At 64.2% G+C, this 14,209-nt stretch carries 13 protein-coding genes and 3 pseudogenes; 15 read left to right on the top strand and 1 reads right to left on the bottom strand.

All coding sequences use genetic code 11. The features are described 5' to 3' along the window. Positions 1-19: 19 nt before the first annotated feature. Positions 20-697: a 4'-phosphopantetheinyl transferase superfamily protein gene (locus AC0V8S_RS01540; RefSeq protein ID WP_183455609.1), complete on the top strand. Its 678-nt coding sequence runs from the start codon at positions 20-22 to the stop codon at positions 695-697. A gap of 21 nt (positions 698-718) precedes the next feature. Here AC0V8S_RS01540 and AC0V8S_RS01535 read toward each other — a convergent pair whose 3' ends face one another. Continuing rightward, positions 719-1,393 (bottom strand): GntR family transcriptional regulator, encoded by a 675-nt coding sequence (locus AC0V8S_RS01535; RefSeq protein ID WP_183455611.1) that lies wholly within the window; start codon positions 1,391-1,393, stop codon positions 719-721. A gap of 343 nt (positions 1,394-1,736) precedes the next feature. On the opposite strand from AC0V8S_RS01535, the gene ssuD reads away from it, so the two are divergent. From ssuD to AC0V8S_RS01465, 14 genes and pseudogenes are all read left to right on the top strand, one after another. Beyond that, positions 1,737-2,909 carry an FMNH2-dependent alkanesulfonate monooxygenase gene (ssuD, locus tag AC0V8S_RS01530; protein ID WP_475436606.1) on the top strand — a complete coding sequence of 391 codons (1,173 nt, stop codon included), beginning with the start codon at positions 1,737-1,739 and terminating at the stop codon, positions 2,907-2,909. Beyond that, positions 2,906-3,310, top strand: coding sequence for an FAD-dependent oxidoreductase (locus tag AC0V8S_RS01525; protein ID WP_475436604.1), 405 nt, complete (start codon positions 2,906-2,908; stop codon positions 3,308-3,310). Before ssuD ends, AC0V8S_RS01525 begins: the two co-directional genes overlap by 4 nt. Continuing rightward, the gene (locus tag AC0V8S_RS01520) at positions 3,262-4,353 is read left to right on the top strand and encodes an FAD/NAD(P)-binding protein (RefSeq protein ID WP_475436602.1); all 1,092 of its coding nucleotides are present in this window, start codon (positions 3,262-3,264) and stop codon (positions 4,351-4,353) included. The genes AC0V8S_RS01525 and AC0V8S_RS01520 overlap by 49 nt, the downstream gene beginning before the upstream one ends. A 165-nt stretch (positions 4,354-4,518) precedes the next feature. Continuing rightward, positions 4,519-5,618: pseudogene (gene sfnG, locus AC0V8S_RS01515) on the top strand (dimethylsulfone monooxygenase SfnG). A gap of 121 nt (positions 5,619-5,739) precedes the next feature. Further along, positions 5,740-6,674, top strand: a pseudogene (locus AC0V8S_RS01510) (ABC transporter ATP-binding protein). Next, positions 6,671-7,570 carry a branched-chain amino acid ABC transporter permease gene (locus AC0V8S_RS01505; protein ID WP_475436600.1) on the top strand — a complete coding sequence of 300 codons (900 nt, stop codon included), beginning with the start codon at positions 6,671-6,673 and terminating at the stop codon, positions 7,568-7,570. The pseudogene AC0V8S_RS01510 and the gene AC0V8S_RS01505 overlap by 4 nt, the downstream one beginning before the upstream one ends. Positions 7,571-7,573: 3 nt before the next feature. After that, complete coding sequence (locus tag AC0V8S_RS01500; RefSeq protein ID WP_475436598.1) at positions 7,574-8,614, top strand: branched-chain amino acid ABC transporter permease; 1,041 nt, start codon at positions 7,574-7,576, stop codon at positions 8,612-8,614. A 70-nt stretch (positions 8,615-8,684) separates the two neighbouring features. Next, the gene (locus tag AC0V8S_RS01495; protein ID WP_475436596.1) at positions 8,685-10,022 is read left to right on the top strand and encodes an ABC transporter substrate-binding protein; all 1,338 of its coding nucleotides are present in this window, start codon (positions 8,685-8,687) and stop codon (positions 10,020-10,022) included. An 80-nt stretch (positions 10,023-10,102) separates the two neighbouring features. Beyond that, on the top strand, positions 10,103-10,909 hold the full coding sequence (locus tag AC0V8S_RS01490) for an ABC transporter ATP-binding protein (protein ID WP_475436594.1): 807 nt from the start codon (positions 10,103-10,105) through the stop codon (positions 10,907-10,909). Between the two features lie 24 nt (positions 10,910-10,933). Beyond that, positions 10,934-12,181 carry an SfnB family sulfur acquisition oxidoreductase gene (locus AC0V8S_RS01485; RefSeq protein ID WP_475436592.1) on the top strand — a complete coding sequence of 416 codons (1,248 nt, stop codon included), beginning with the start codon at positions 10,934-10,936 and terminating at the stop codon, positions 12,179-12,181. A gap of 64 nt (positions 12,182-12,245) precedes the next feature. Next, the gene (gene msuE, locus AC0V8S_RS01480) at positions 12,246-12,806 is read left to right on the top strand and encodes an FMN reductase (RefSeq protein ID WP_475436590.1); all 561 of its coding nucleotides are present in this window, start codon (positions 12,246-12,248) and stop codon (positions 12,804-12,806) included. Positions 12,807-12,905: 99 nt separating this feature from the next. Beyond that, positions 12,906-13,391, top strand: a complete 486-nt coding sequence (locus AC0V8S_RS01475; protein WP_475436588.1) for a hypothetical protein — start codon at positions 12,906-12,908, stop codon at positions 13,389-13,391. A 212-nt stretch (positions 13,392-13,603) separates the two neighbouring features. Next, positions 13,604-13,906: pseudogene (locus tag AC0V8S_RS01470) on the top strand (epoxide hydrolase N-terminal domain-containing protein); the annotation flags it as partial. Positions 13,907-14,031: 125 nt separating this feature from the next. After that, positions 14,032-14,205, top strand: a complete 174-nt coding sequence (locus tag AC0V8S_RS01465; RefSeq protein ID WP_475436587.1) for an alpha/beta fold hydrolase — start codon at positions 14,032-14,034, stop codon at positions 14,203-14,205. Positions 14,206-14,209 lie beyond the last annotated feature (4 nt).

Here is a 14,209-nt window from a genome sequence, read left to right as displayed (position 1 = left end):
CCCGCTCGACGACTTCGGCGTGGACGATCAGGCCGCCTGCCTGCGGCTCCTGAGTAGGCCTGAGCGTGATCGGCATGACGCCTTCAAGTCCGAGCCTGCCCGGCTTCAGCATCTCGCGGTTCGCGGCCTGGTCAGGACCACCCTGTCGCGCTACCGCGCTATCGCCCCGGAACACTGGCGCTTTGACGCCAACCGGCACGGCCGCCCCTTCATCGACGATAGGCTGGGCGTCAGTGGCCTCCACTTCAGCCTGTCCCACACGCATGGCCTGGTGGCTTGCGCGATTGCCACTTTCGCGGAGTTCGGCGTCGACGCCGAGCCGCGCGACCGCGATGTCGGTCTCGCCGAACTGGCCCCGGCGGTCCTTTCACCCCGGGAACGCGCGCGCTTCGAGACCATGAGCGGGCAGGCGAGACAGGATTTCTTCTTCACGCTGTGGACGCTCAAGGAAGCCTATGTGAAAGCGCGCGGCATTGGCCTCTCCTTGCCGGTGAAGAAGCTTGAACTGGACCTGGAGGTTTCTCCGCCCATTGCCCATTTCGGCGACGAGATCGATGACGATGCCTCGCGTTGGGCGTTCCGCAGCCTGCGTCTGACGGACCGGCACATTGTCGGCATCGCGGCCGCCGTGCCCGATGGCGAGCTCGAGATCGTGCCGAGGCGGACACGCGCCATCAATCCGCCTTTGCATGTCTGATCGGATCCAGTGCGGCCGGCTTCAGCCGAGCAGCTCGGCGGCGACTTCGAGCGTGTTGCGGAACGACGTTTCGATGTGGTGCTCCATCGCCTGCGCGGCGCCTTCGGCGTCGTGGCGCTTCAGTGCGTCGAGAATGGCGCCGTGCTGTTCGATCGTCTGTTCGCCATAGCCGGGCTTCGGGATGACGAGGTAGCGGCCCCGATCCATCTGCGCCTTGGAGATGTCGACGGCGCGCCAGATTTTCGGCAGGCCGCAGATTTCGGCGATGGTGCGGTGAAAGACGTCGTCGAGCTGGATCGCGGTGGCATATCTGCCGCGCGATATGGCAAGCCGGTGCGCCGCCATATTGTCCTCCAGAAGTTCGCCGGCCGATGGCGTGAATTTGACGGCCGCGCGCCTGGCGCTCTCCATCTCCAGGGCGCGGCGGATGACATAGGCTTCTTCCAGGTCGACGCGGTTGATCGGCGCGACATAGGTGCCGGTCTGCGCCAGGATGGTGACGAGGCCCTCGTCACTGATGCGCTTGACCGCTTCGCGCACCGGTGTGCGCGAGACGCCGAGGGCTTCGGCGATGGCCACCTCGTTGATGACTTCCCCCGGCTTCATCTGGCCGATGACAATCAGATTGCGGATCTTGTGATAGATCTGATCGCGCAGCGGAAACGCCCGATTGAGCGTCGAAGGATCCAGGTCCATGGCAAATCCACGTCTTCGTTCACCAGAATGATCAGATTATATTGGAATGCCTGATGTTCGATAGACCGGCTCAACGAGGTGGAAGCGCACTTGATCTGGCCGCGTTGCGACCCGGGCCCTCGGAATCTCCCGACGTGACTGTGGGGGACCGCTGCGGCGATCCTGCGGAGAGAATTTCCAATTTCACCGGAGGAATTGGAATAAACTAACTCTACAGAGTTTATAGAATAAGCAAAGTGTGCGAGCGATCTGGTTTTCCCGGACAGGACTCCGCCATGCCCGCCCCTCTGCCCCCGCTTTCAACCCTGTCAGGCCGCCGCCGCGGCATTGCGGGAGGCCGGCCGTGACCAAGGACGTTCCCGACCTCATCAAGGTTCTGTGGTTTCTGCCGACGCATGGCGACAGCCGTTATCTCGGCACCGCCGAGGGCGGCAGATCGGTCGATCTGCCCTATCTGACGCAAGTGGCGAAGGCGGCCGACACGCTGGGTTATTATGGCGTGCTGCTGCCGACCGGCCGGTCGTGCGAGGATTCCTGGGTGATTGCCTCGGCGCTGGTGCCGCAGACCGAGCGGCTGCGCTTCCTGGTCGCCGTGCGGCCTGGCCTGCAGTCGCCGACGCTCGCCGCGCGCATGACCGCCACGCTCGACCGCATCTCCAACGGGCGCCTGCTCATTAATGTCGTCACCGGCGGCGATCCGCTGGAGAACAAGGGCGACGGCATTTTCCTCTCGCATGCCGAGCGCTACGAGGTGACGCAGGAATTCCTGCGAATCTACAAGCGCGTGCTGAGCGGCGAGACGGTCGAGCACGAGGGCAAGCATTTCCACATCGAGGACGGCAGGCTGCTGTTCCCGCCGGTGCAGACGCCCTATCCGCCGCTCTATTTCGGCGGCTCGTCCGATGCCGGGTCGACAGTGGCGGCGCAGGAGATCGACAAATATCTGACCTGGGGCGAACCGCCCGCCGATGTCGAGCGCAAGCTCGATACCGTGCGCGAACTGGCCGAAAAGGCCGGCCGCAAACTCTCCTTCGGCATTCGCCTGCATGTCATCGCACGGGAAACCACCGAGGAGGCCTGGGCCGCCGCCGACAGGCTGATCAGCCGGCTCGACGACGCGACCATCGCATCGGCCCAGAAAGTCTTTGCCCGCATGGATTCGGTTGGTCAGGCGCGCATGAGCGCGCTGCATGGCGGCGACCGCGCCAAACTCGAGATCGCGCCCAATCTTTGGGCCGGTGTCGGCCTGGTGCGCGGCGGCGCGGGGACGGCCTTGGTTGGCGACCCCGACACCATTGCCGAGCGGATCGACGAATACCGGCGCCTCGGCATCGACACCTTCATCCTGTCCGGCTACCCGCATCTGGAGGAAGCCTATCGTTTCGGCGAACTCGTACTGCCGAAGCTGCCGACAGATCATCCGGTCAAAGCCGCCGGCTCGTCGGTCAACACCGGCCCGTTCGGCGAGACCATCGCCGGCGACCACCGGCCGAAGTCGCTCGCCAGCGCCTCGTGAACGCGCTGCCTCCGGCCCGCCGCTTCCGCGTCGCCATCATCGGCGGCGGCTTTTCCGGCGCGGCTGTGGCCTGGCATCTGGCGCGGGCGCCGGAGCGCTCGTCGATCTCGGTGATCGAGCCACGCCCGGCGCTCGGCGGCGGCCTGGCCTATTCCAGCGAAGAGCCATCGCACCGGGTCAATGTTCCGGCTGTCAGAATGAGCATGGCTCCCGACGACCAGCAGCATTTTGCGCGCTGGTTGGCTAGCAGTGGCGAACTTGAGCACGACGCGGATGCGCTCTGGAAGAGCGGCGACGCCTATCCCGCCGGCGTGTGTTCGGCCGCTACGTTACCGAGCACCTCGCGCCGTATTTGGCTTCAGGCGCGGTCCGCCACGTCGAAGGTCAGGCCACGCAGGTAATACGCGATGGTGCCGGCTGGACCGTCCAGACCTCCGCCGGACCTGTCGCCGCCGACATCGTCATCCTCGCCGCGACACATCCTGCGCCCGCAATCCCGACAGCGCTTGCCTCGCTGGCCGAAGCGCCGGGCTTCATCGCCGATCCCTACGCCGCGTCGGCACTTGCCGGGATCGGTCCGGAAGCCTCGGTGCTGATCGTCGGCTCCGGGCTGACTTCGGCCGACATGGTCGCCGAGCTTGATCGCCGTGGCCATCGCGGCCGCATCCTGGCGCTGTCGCGCCGCGGGCTGCGCTCGCGCGGTCATCCCGATGTCCGGGGCGAACCCTTTGGGGACTTCGCATCATCGCCGGCCACATCGGCGCTTGGCTTGCTGAAGAGCATCCGCGCGACGCTGGTGTCGGCGCGCGAGGCCAATGTCAACTGGCAGTCCGTCTTCGACCAGCTGCGCCTGCAGGGGCCGGTGCTGTGGGCCGCCCTTGCTCCGCCGGAACGGGCAAGGCTGGTCGGCCAGTTGCGTGTGTTCTGGGATGTCCATCGCTTCAGGATCGCCCCGCAAATTGCTTCCGTGCTCGACCGCCGCCAGGCCGCCGGCACCTTCGACACCATCGCCGCCAGGCTTGTCGCGTCGAACGATGAGGGCGAGAGCCTCGCGGTCAGCTTTCAGCGGCGCGGCCAGACGCGGATCGAGACGGTGCGCTTCGATGCCGTCATCAACACGACAGGGCCGGCTCATGGTCAGGCGCTACGGCTCAATCCGGCGCTGCGCTCCCTGGCCGAGGCCGGGCTGATCAAGGTTGACGCCTATGGGCTCGGCATCGCGACCACACTTGATAGCCGTGCCATCGGTCGGGACGACAGGTCGGTCGCCGGGCTTTTCGTCGCCGGTCCGCTGGCGCGAGGCACCTTTGGCGAACTCATGGGCCTGCCGGAGGTCGCCCGCCACGCCCAAATGGTCGCGGGAGAGATTGCAAGGCTGGTCGACAGGCTTCCGTCAGTCGAGGCGGTTGGCGCCAATGCCGGGGACGTTGCAGCCGCGCGCTGACAAGCCGAAGCCGGCCTGGCAGGGAAAAATTGGTATTTCCGTCCCAAGCGGGCGCCAAAAACGGAAAATCCTACTTTGTATATATAATCAGTAGACATAATAAATGTTGGCGAAATCCGGCCACGCCGGACCGATCAATGACACGGCCTGAATGGGAGACAGTTCATGACACACGCAGGAACCGACGCGGTCAAGTTCGCCTACTGGGTGCCCAATGTTTCGGGCGGCCTGGTGATTTCCAACATCGAGCAGCGCACCAACCATTCGGCTGAATACAACCGCAAGCTGGCGCAGATCGCCGAGAAAGCCGGCTTCGACTACGCGCTGAGCCAGATCCGTTTCACCGCCGGCTACGGCGCCGACGAACAGCATGAATCGGTGGCCTTCAGCCACGACCTGCTGGCGGCCACCACGACGCTCAAGGTCATCGCGGCGATCCTGCCCGGTCCCTGGAATCCGGCGCTGGCGGCCAAGCAGCTCGCCACCATCAGCTATCTGACCAATGGCCGTGTCGCCATCAACCTCGTCTCCGGCTGGTTCCGCGGTGAGTTCCATGCCATTGGCGAGCATTGGCTCGACCATGACGAGCGCTACCGCCGCTCGGAGGAATTCATCCGTGCGTTGCGTGGAATATGGACGGAAGACAGCTTCACCTTCCGCGGCGATTTCTACCGCTTCAACGAGTACTCTTTGAAGCCGAAACCGCCGCAGCTGCCGAAATCTTCCAGGGCGGTTCGTCGCGCGCCGCTCGCGACATGGCATCGCGCGTTTCGGACTGGTACTTCACCAACGGCAACACGCCGGCCGAGATCGCCAAGCAGGTCGACGACATCAGGGCCAAGGCGAAGGCCAACAACCATTCCGTCAAGGTCGGCGTCAACGCCTTCGCCATCGTCCGCGAGACCGAGGACGAGGCCAAGGCGGTGCTCGCCGAAATCATCGCCAAGGCCAATCCCGAAGCCGTCAACGCTTTCGGACACGAGGTCAAGAATGCCGGCAAGGCCTCACCGGAAGGCGAGGGCAATTGGGCGAAATCCTCCTTTGACGATCTGGTCCAGTACAATGACGGCTTCCGCTCCAACCTGATCGGCACGCCAAGGCAGGTCGCCGAGCGCATCGTCGATCTCAAGCGCGCCGGCGCCGATCTCATCCTGCTCGGCTTCCTGCACTTCCAGGAGGAGGTCGAATATTTCGGCAAGCACGTCATCCCGCTCGTGCGCGAGCTGGAGGACGCCGAGCAGGCGGCATCACTGGCAGCGGAATAGCCCTTTTTAAAAGGCAGGCTGGGCAGTCCGGCCTGCACACCAATGAAGGTTCCCAGGCGCGCTCGATCCATCGAGCGTCAACGAGGCTTTGCGCCTGCTGAAGCAATCGAGGACGATTGGAATGCCGTTGGCCAGTTATGCCCTTGGAATGATGGAGGCCTCGGTCTATGCGCCGGAAGTCTTCGCGCGCGGCCTGCCGTCGGCAGTCCGTCCCGCGCGGCCGTCCGAAGGCAGCGCCGAGCCGACGGGGGCTGTCACGGAAGCCGCTGCTCCGCTGCTCTCGCTTCAGGGCATCGGCCTGTCGTTCGGTGGCGTCGTCGCACTGGCCGATATCGACCTGTCGGTTCTATCAGGCGAAATCCGCGCCATCATCGGCCCGAACGGCGCCGGCAAGAGCTCGCTGATCAACGTCATCAGCGGTGTCTACCGGCCGGACCGTGGCCATGTCCTGCTCGACGGCATCAGCTATGCCCAGGTGCCGACGCAGCGCCTGGCGCATCTCGGCGTCGCCAGGACGTTCCAGAACCTTGCTCTGTTCAAGGGCCTCAGCGTTCTCAACAATGTCGCCTCCGGCCTCGCCTACAAGGTCCGTTCCAATTTCGCCGGCCAGGTGCTCGGCATCGGCCGCTCGCGTGGCGAGCGGCGCGACTCCTTGAGCCGCGCCGACCAGATCCTCGAATTCCTCGATCTTACCGCCGTTCGCGATCGTCTCGCGGGCACGCTGCCCTATGGGCTGCAGAAGCGCGTCGAACTGGCCCGCGCTTTGGTCGCGCAACCGCGCCTGCTTCTGCTCGACGAGCCGATGGCCGGCATGACCGCCAGCGAGAAAGCGAGATGGCGGGTTTCGTGCGCGCCGCGCGCGACCGCTTCGCCACCACCGTCGTGCTGATCGAGCACGATGTCGGCGTCGTCATGGGCCTCTCCGACCGCATCGCCGTTCTCGACTACGGCCGCAAGATCGCCGACGCCACGCCTGACGAAGTCAGGAACGATCAGCGCGTCATCGATGCCTATCTCGGAGTCGCCTCCGACAATGAGGACGGGGCAGGCATATGATCGCCGATTTCGACTACCAGTTCTTCATCGAGGTGCTCGTCGGCGGCCTGCTCTCCGGCGTCATGTACTCGCTGGTCGCGATCGGCTTCGTGCTGATCTACAAGACATCGGGCGTGCTGAATTTCGCACAAGGCGCGCTGCTCTTGTTCGCGGCACTCACCTTCGTCAGTCTGGTCGAGCGCGGTGTTCCCTTCTCCTTGGCGCTGGTGGCCACCTTCGCCGTCATGGTGGCGATCGGCATCGCCATCGAGCGCACGGTGCTGAGGCCGCTCACCAACAAGCCGCCGATCACACTCTTCATGGCAACACTCGGCCTGTCCTACATCATCGAGGGCGCCGCCCAGCTGATCTGGGGCACGCAGGTCCACGGCCTCGACCTCGGTATCGAGGATGTACCGCTGGAAGTCGGCGGCGTGCTGATCAGCCAGTTCGATATTTTCGCCGCGGTGGTTGCGGCCGGCATGGTTCTCTTGCTGTCGCTGTTCTTCCGCTACACCCGCATCGGCCTCTCCTTCCGCGCCGTCGCCGACGACCAGTTCGCCGCCCTTGCTGTCGGTCTGCGGCTGCCGCTGATCTGGGCGACCGTCTGGGCCGCCGCCGGCCTGGTCGCCCTGGTCGCCGGGCTGCTCTGGGGCGCCCGCCTCGGCGTGCAGTTCTCGCTGTCGCTGGTGGTGCTCAAGGCGCTGCCGGTGCTGGTGCTCGGCGGCTTTGATTCCATCCTTGGCGCCATTGTTGGCGGGCTGTTGATCGGCGCCAGCGAGAAGCTCGCCGAGGTCTATATCGGCGACTATTTCGGCGGCGGCATCGAGAGCTGGTTCGCCTATGTCGTAGCCCTCGTCTTCCTCTTGATCCGTCCCTCCGGCCTGTTCGGCCAGAAGCTTGTGGAAAGGGTCTGAGCCATGGCCGCGATTACAAGTGATTTTTCGTCCGCGCCGGTCCTGTCGAAATGGATCGCACCCGTGCTGTTGCTCGCCTTCGCCTATGGTGTCGTGCCGCTGATCGGCTCGAGCTATCTGTTCGAGGCCATACTGCTGCCGTTCCTGGCACTCGGCCTTGCCGGTGTGGGCTTGAACATCCTCACCGGCTATGCCGGCCAGGTTTCGCTGGGCAGCGCCGCCTTCATGGCGGCGGGTGCCTTCGCCGCCTATAATTTCAACCTGAGGATCGAGGGCCTGCCGCTGGTCGGCAGCATCTTTCTGGCCGGCATCGTCGCCGCCGCGATCGGCATCGTCTTCGGCCTGCCCAGCCTGCGGCTGAAAGGCTTCTATCTCGCCGTCTCGACGCTTGCCGCGCAGTTCTTCGTGCAATGGGCGCTGACCAAGTTCAGCTGGTTCTCCAACGACTCGGCGTCCGGCGTTATCGACGCGCCGAAGCTGTCGATTTCAGGCTTCGCTTTCGATGGCGCCGTCGGCCGCTATCTGTTCGCGCTGACCACCGTCAGCATCCTCACCTTCCTCGCCTATCGGCTGGTGTCGTCGCAGACCGGGCGCAATTTCATCGCTATCCGCGACAATGAGACCGCTGCCCGCATCATCGGCATACCGGTGCTGAAGACCAAGCTTCTGGCCTTCGCCATCTCGTCCTTCATCATCGGCGTCGCCGGCGTCATCTGGGCCTTCGCTTATCTGCGGACCGTGGAGCCGGCCGGCTTCGATCTCGACCGCTCGTTCCAGATCCTGTTCATCATCATCATTGGCGGCCTCGCCTCGATCCGTGGCGCGTTCTTCGGCGCCGCCTTGATCGTCGTCTTTCCGCTTGGCTTGTCCCGTCTCGGCGGCTTCCTGCTCGGCGATGTCTTTGACTCGGGCGTGCTCGACATGAGCCAGCGGATCGTGCTTGGCGCCCTCATCATCCTGTTTCTGATCCTTGAACCGGACGGGCTGGCGGCCCTGTGGGACAGGGTCCGAAGACGGCTCCTGTTCGCCTGGCAATCGACCTGAGCCCCGCATTCGCATCTGAAAATGAACCAGAGGCCGAACCAAGACGGCCCATACCGGGAGTATCCTGACAATGACCTTCCTCAGCACAATCAAGGCGGCGGCGCTGTCCGCGGCGATGATCGTGTCGGTGGCCTTGCCCGCCGCCCACGCCGACGAACAATATTTCCCGCTGCAGAGCTATCGCGTCGGACCCTATGCGGCCGGCGGCACCGGCTTCTTCGGCGGCTTCATCGACTATCTCAACCTCATCAACATCCGCGATGGCGGCGTCAATGGCGTCAAGCTGACCTGGGACGAATGCGAGACCCAGTATGAGGTCGAGCGCGGCGTCGAATGCTACGAGCGGCAGAAGAGCCATGCCGGCGCTGCCGCCTGGAACCCGCTTTCGGTCGGCATCGCCTATGCCATGATCGACCGCATCACCGCCGACAAGGTGCCGCTGATCACGGTCAATCACGGCCGCACCGACTCCACCGACGGACGTGTTTTCCCTTACGTCTTCCCGCTGCTGCTCAATCCCTACAGCGAGACATCAGGCATCGTGAACTACATCGCCGCCAAGGAAGGCGGCATCGACAAGCTCAAGGGCAAGAAGATCGTCGTGCTCTATCACGGCTCGCCCTACGGCAAGGAGACCATTCCGATCTATGAATTGCTGGCGCAGAAATACGGCTTCACGGTGCAGCAGATCGAAGTGCCGCATCCCGGCAACGAGCAGCAGTCGCAATGGCTGACCATCCGCCGCGCCAAGCCGGACTTCGTCGTCCTGCGCGGCTGGGGCGTGATGAATCCGGTGGCGCTGAAGACGGCGGTCAAGGTCGGCTATCCAGTCGACCATATCGTCGGCAATGTCTGGTCGAATTCCGAAGAGGACGTCATCCCGGCCGGTGACGCCGCCAAGGGCTACACCGCCATCACCACCCAGGCCTCCGGCAATTCCTATCCGGTGGTGCAGGAGATCGTGAAGACGGTCTACGGCGCCGGTAAGGGCAACCTCGAAGACAAGTCGCGCATCGGCTCGGTCTACCACAATCTCGGCATCGTCAACGGCATCCTCAATGTCGAGGCGATCCGCGTCGCGCAGGAGAAGTTTGGCCACCGCACACTGACCGGCGACGAAGTCCGCTGGGGCTTTGAACACCTCAAGCTCGACCCGGCCAAGGTCGAGGCGCTCGGCGCCAAGGACCTGTTCCACTCGATCAATGTCAGCTGGGACAATCACGAGGGCGAAGGCTACGTGACCTTCCAGCAGTGGGACGGCAAGAAGTGGAACGTCGTCTCCGACTGGATCGCGCCGGACTGGGCGCTGCTGCGGCCGATCATCGAGAAGTCCGCCGAGGCCTATGCCGCCGAGAAGGGCATCAAGCTGCGCACGGCCGATGATGCCAACGCCGTGACCACCAACTGATCAGCCAATGCCGGGGGCCACGGAGAGCTTTCCGTGGCGCCCGGCCCTTTACGGTTCCTCGAACCGCGGAAGAAGAGCCCATGCCGGACAATGACGTCATCCTTGCGGTGGACACGATCCATGCCACCTACAACCACGCCATCACGGCGCTGCATGGCGTCTCCTTCGAGATCCGGCGCGGCGAGATCCTGGCGCTGCTCGGCGCCAACGGCGCCGGCAAGACCACCACGCTGAAGGCGGTCTCCAATCTGCTGCCGGCCGAACGCGGGCAGGTCAACGCCGGCACCATCCGCTATGATGGCTCGGATGTCTCGCGCCGCAAGCCGGGCGATCTCGTGCGCGCCGGCCTGGTTCCAGTGCTGGAAGGCCGCCACTGCTTCAAGAGCCTCACCGTCGAGGAAAACCTGGTCGCCGGCGGCATCGGCCGCAGCGGCCGCCGGGCCGAGATCAATGGCGATCTCGAACGCATCTACGCCTATTTCCCTCGGCTGAAGGAAAAGCGTCGGACATTTTCCGGCCTGACCTCCGGGGGCGAACAGCAGATGACGGCGATCGGCCGGGCGCTGATGTCGCGGCCGCGCCTGCTGGTTCTCGACGAACCGTCGATGGGGCTCGCCCCGCTCATCGTCCAGGACATCTTTCAGACGCTGAGGAAACTGAACCGCGAGACCGGCCTGTCGATCCTGGTCGCTGAGCAGAATTCGGCTGTCGCTCTGCGATATGCCGACCATGCCACGGTGCTCGAAAACGGCGTCTCCGTTCTCTCCGGCGCGGCCGCCGATCTTCGCCAGCGCGAGGATGTGCGCGCCTTCTATCTCGGTCAATCGACCACCGGCCAACAGCCATCGCCGGCTGCCAAACCAGCCCATCTCCATGCCGTTGCCTGAAATCAGATATCAAGGAGCAATGAAATGACCGTCTCGACCGTCAAGACAGACCACGCCTCCGCCGCCGTGCCGCCGGTCGCAAGGCCGTCGGCGCCGGCCCACATCATCAAGGACGACGCCGAGGCGATCGCGGTCGCCCATGCGCTCGCCGTCGAATTCGTCAAGGACTCCTCCAGGCGCGACCGCGAGCGCATCTGGCCGGTTGCCGAACTCGACGCCTTTTCGCAAAGCGGCCTGTGGTCGATCAATGTGCCCAAGGCATTCGGCGGGCCGGAAGTCTCCTACGTGACGCTGGCCAAGGTGATCGAGATCATCTCGGCGGCGGATTCCTCCATCGGCCAGATCGCCCAGAACCATCTCGGCGTCATCGCTGCCATCCGCACCGTCTCCGACGCGGAACAGCAGAAGCTGCTGTTTGCCGAAGCGCTGAAGGGCACGCGGTTCGGCAATGCCTTTTCCGAGTTCGGCTCCAAGCGCGCCGCCGATTTCGAGACCCGTTTCACCGATGCCGGCGACCATGTCGTCGTCAACGGCCGCAAATTCTATTCGTCCGGCGCTTTGCTCGCCCATCTGGTGCCGATCGTGGCGCTCGATGACGAGGGCCGCGCCTGGTATGCGATCGCCGACCGTGGCGCGCCGGGCCTGACCGTCATCGACGACTGGTCGAGCTTCGGCCAGCGCACGACACTGTCCGGCACCGTCATCATCGACAACGTCAAGGTGCCGAAGACGCATCTGGTGCCCGGCTACAAGGGCTATGACAAACCGACTGCCGACGGCGCCATCTTCCAGATCATCCAGGTGGCGGTGGACACCGGCATCGCCCAGGCGGCCATCGACGAAACGGTTCACTTCGTCAGGACCAGAAGCCGCGCCTGGATCGACAGTGGCGTCGACAATACCTGGGACGATCCCTACACCATCCAGGCGGTCGGCGACCTGACGCTGCGCCTGCACGCCGCGCAGGCGCTGCTGGAGAAGGCCGGCCTGGCGATCGACAAGGCGGTGGCCGAGCCGACGGCCGAGACGGTGGCGCATGCGCAGATTGTCACCGCCGAGGCGAAAATCCTGTCGACCGAGATCGCGATTGCCGCGACCAACAAGCTGTTCGAACTGGCCGGCACGCGCTCGACTCTGGCAGAGCACAATCTCGACAGGCATTGGCGCAATGCCCGCACCCACACGCTGCACGATCCGGTACGCTGGAAGTACGCGATCCTCGGAAAGTATTTCCTCAACGGAGAAAATCCGCCGCTGCACGCCTGGAGCTGATTTCCCCGTCGGCGGGCCAGATAGCCCGCCACTTCAAACTTCGACATCCAAGAGGCCCACTGCCATGTCAAACCCCACAGTCGTCGGTTTTTCCGGCAACATCACCCGGCCGTCAAAGACGCGCGCCTTCGTCGAACTCGTCACCAGGAACATTGCCGCGCGCCATGGCCTGTCGGCCAGCACCTACGATATCGAGGATGTCGGCCCATCGCTGGGCACGGCACGGTGGGCGCGCGACCTCGACAGCCAGGCGCAGCCGATCCTGGCCCAGATCCTCGCGGCTGATGTGCTGGTGGTTGGTTCGCCGACCTACAAGGGCAGCTACACCGGTCTGTTCAAGCACTTCTTCGACCTGATCGATCCGGCGGCGTTGCGGGGAAAGCCCATCGTGCTGACCGCGACCGGTGGCGGCGAACGCCACGCCTTGATCGTCGAACATCAGTTGCGGCCGCTGTTCGGCTTCTTCGAGGCTTTTGCCCTGCCGACCGCCGTCTACGCCACCGACAAGGATTTCACCGACGGCGTGCTACGCTCCGAGGCGATCCTGAAGCGCGCGGCGCAGGCGGTGGACGAGGTTGGCTTCGTGCTGGCCAACCGCGCGGCAGGCCGGATCGCCGCCGAATAGCAACCGATCGAAATCCGCACGGGCGGCACCCTCGCTTACGTGCAATTTACGACCGCCCGTTACAAAGTTCCTGTCTGATTCGTCCGGGACAGGAACACCATGAGCAAAGCCCTCACGACCTTCGCACTCGTCGCCGTGCTGACCGCTTTGCTCATGGCGCTGAGCCTTGCGGTGGCCAGGCACGGCTATCCCTATGGCGCGATCGGCGTCAGGCGCCTCGACGGCATTGCCGATGCCGGAACCTTCATTCCGCTGGCCGCCGTCTTTTTCTTCAGCGCGCTGTTGATGATGATCCTGCCGATCAGGGCGGCCAGCATCATCCTCACCCATTGCGCCGACGCGATTTTCTGGACGGTGATCGTGCTGTTCGCCACCATCGTCGGCGGCCTCCTCGCCCGATGGGCCTTCGGCCAGGGCAGCGCAATGCTCACATTGCTGAACTGGCGGTTCCTGTTTGCCGTGGCGGTCGTCGGTTGCCACTTCGTCATGAACGAGCTGCGCCGCAACGTGCTGTTGCGCAGCCTGTTCTTCGTGATCTTCGCCGCCGCGACGCTGGCCTGCCTGTTCTGGTCGTTCACGCTCTAAAAGCGGAATAGTCGTCCGCCCGCACTCTCTGTTGGCGAGGTGACGGAAGGCTGCACGGCTTGTTGTTGCGCATCCCGCATGCCTCAAACGGGGCGGGAGGATGAGACCTGTCGGGCGCTCGCTCCGGCTGGATGAATTGCGCAAATTTACAATCTGCGCGGCCGCCGTTCCAATAGTCTGGCTCCATCGAAAAAGAACAAGGAGCTGCGAGAATGCACCGCCGCGAATTTGCCAAAAGCCTCATCGCGGCAGCTCTTCTCGGCGGTCTCACCGATCGCAGCGCCGTCTCACAGGAGAATACGACCATGGCCAAGCCGATGCCGTTCAAAATCGCCATTTCCGATGACCAGCTCGCCGATCTCAAGGCGCGCCTGCGCCACACCCGCTGGCCGGATGAACCCGCCGGAGCAGGATGGATGACTGGCACGAACCTCGACTACATGAAGAAGCTGACCGACTACTGGCTCCATGACTATGATTGGCGAAAGGCCGAAGCCAGCCTGAACGCATTGCCGAACTACAAGGTTGATATCGAGGGGATCGACCTGCATTTCGTCCATCAGCCGTCGAGAAGAAGGACGCCACGGCAATCCTTCTGCTGCATGGCTGGCCGGACAGTTTCTATCGCTACCACAAGGTCGTGGATGCGCTGGCGGAGGAATTTCACGTCGTCGTGCCGTCCATTCCAGGGACCGGCTTCTCCGGCAGGACGGCGCTCCCCGCCGACAAGGTGGCCGACATTTTTGCCCACCTGATGAATGACGTGCTGGGTTACTCCAGCTTCATCGTGGCTGGCGGTGATCTGGGTCGGTGATCGC

It is taken from the genome of Mesorhizobium oxytropidicola, from assembly GCF_056174625.1.
Note: the sequence above shows the minus strand (reverse complement) of the source record. Positions and strands in the feature narration are given on the sequence as shown.

Coding starts and splice junctions, on each gene's coding strand:
- AC0V8S_RS01475 (WP_475436588.1), top strand. CDS start 12,906: ATGAGCAAAGCCCTCACGACCTTCGCACTCGTCGCCGTGCTGACCGCT.
- AC0V8S_RS01500 (WP_475436598.1), top strand. CDS start 7,574: ATGGCCGCGATTACAAGTGATTTTTCGTCCGCGCCGGTCCTGTCGAAA.
- AC0V8S_RS01535 (WP_183455611.1), bottom strand. CDS start 1,393: ATGGACCTGGATCCTTCGACGCTCAATCGGGCGTTTCCGCTGCGCGAT.
- AC0V8S_RS01485 (WP_475436592.1), top strand. CDS start 10,934: ATGACCGTCTCGACCGTCAAGACAGACCACGCCTCCGCCGCCGTGCCG.
- AC0V8S_RS01505 (WP_475436600.1), top strand. CDS start 6,671: ATGATCGCCGATTTCGACTACCAGTTCTTCATCGAGGTGCTCGTCGGC.
- msuE (WP_475436590.1), top strand. CDS start 12,246: ATGTCAAACCCCACAGTCGTCGGTTTTTCCGGCAACATCACCCGGCCG.
- AC0V8S_RS01495 (WP_475436596.1), top strand. CDS start 8,685: ATGACCTTCCTCAGCACAATCAAGGCGGCGGCGCTGTCCGCGGCGATG.
- AC0V8S_RS01490 (WP_475436594.1), top strand. CDS start 10,103: ATGCCGGACAATGACGTCATCCTTGCGGTGGACACGATCCATGCCACC.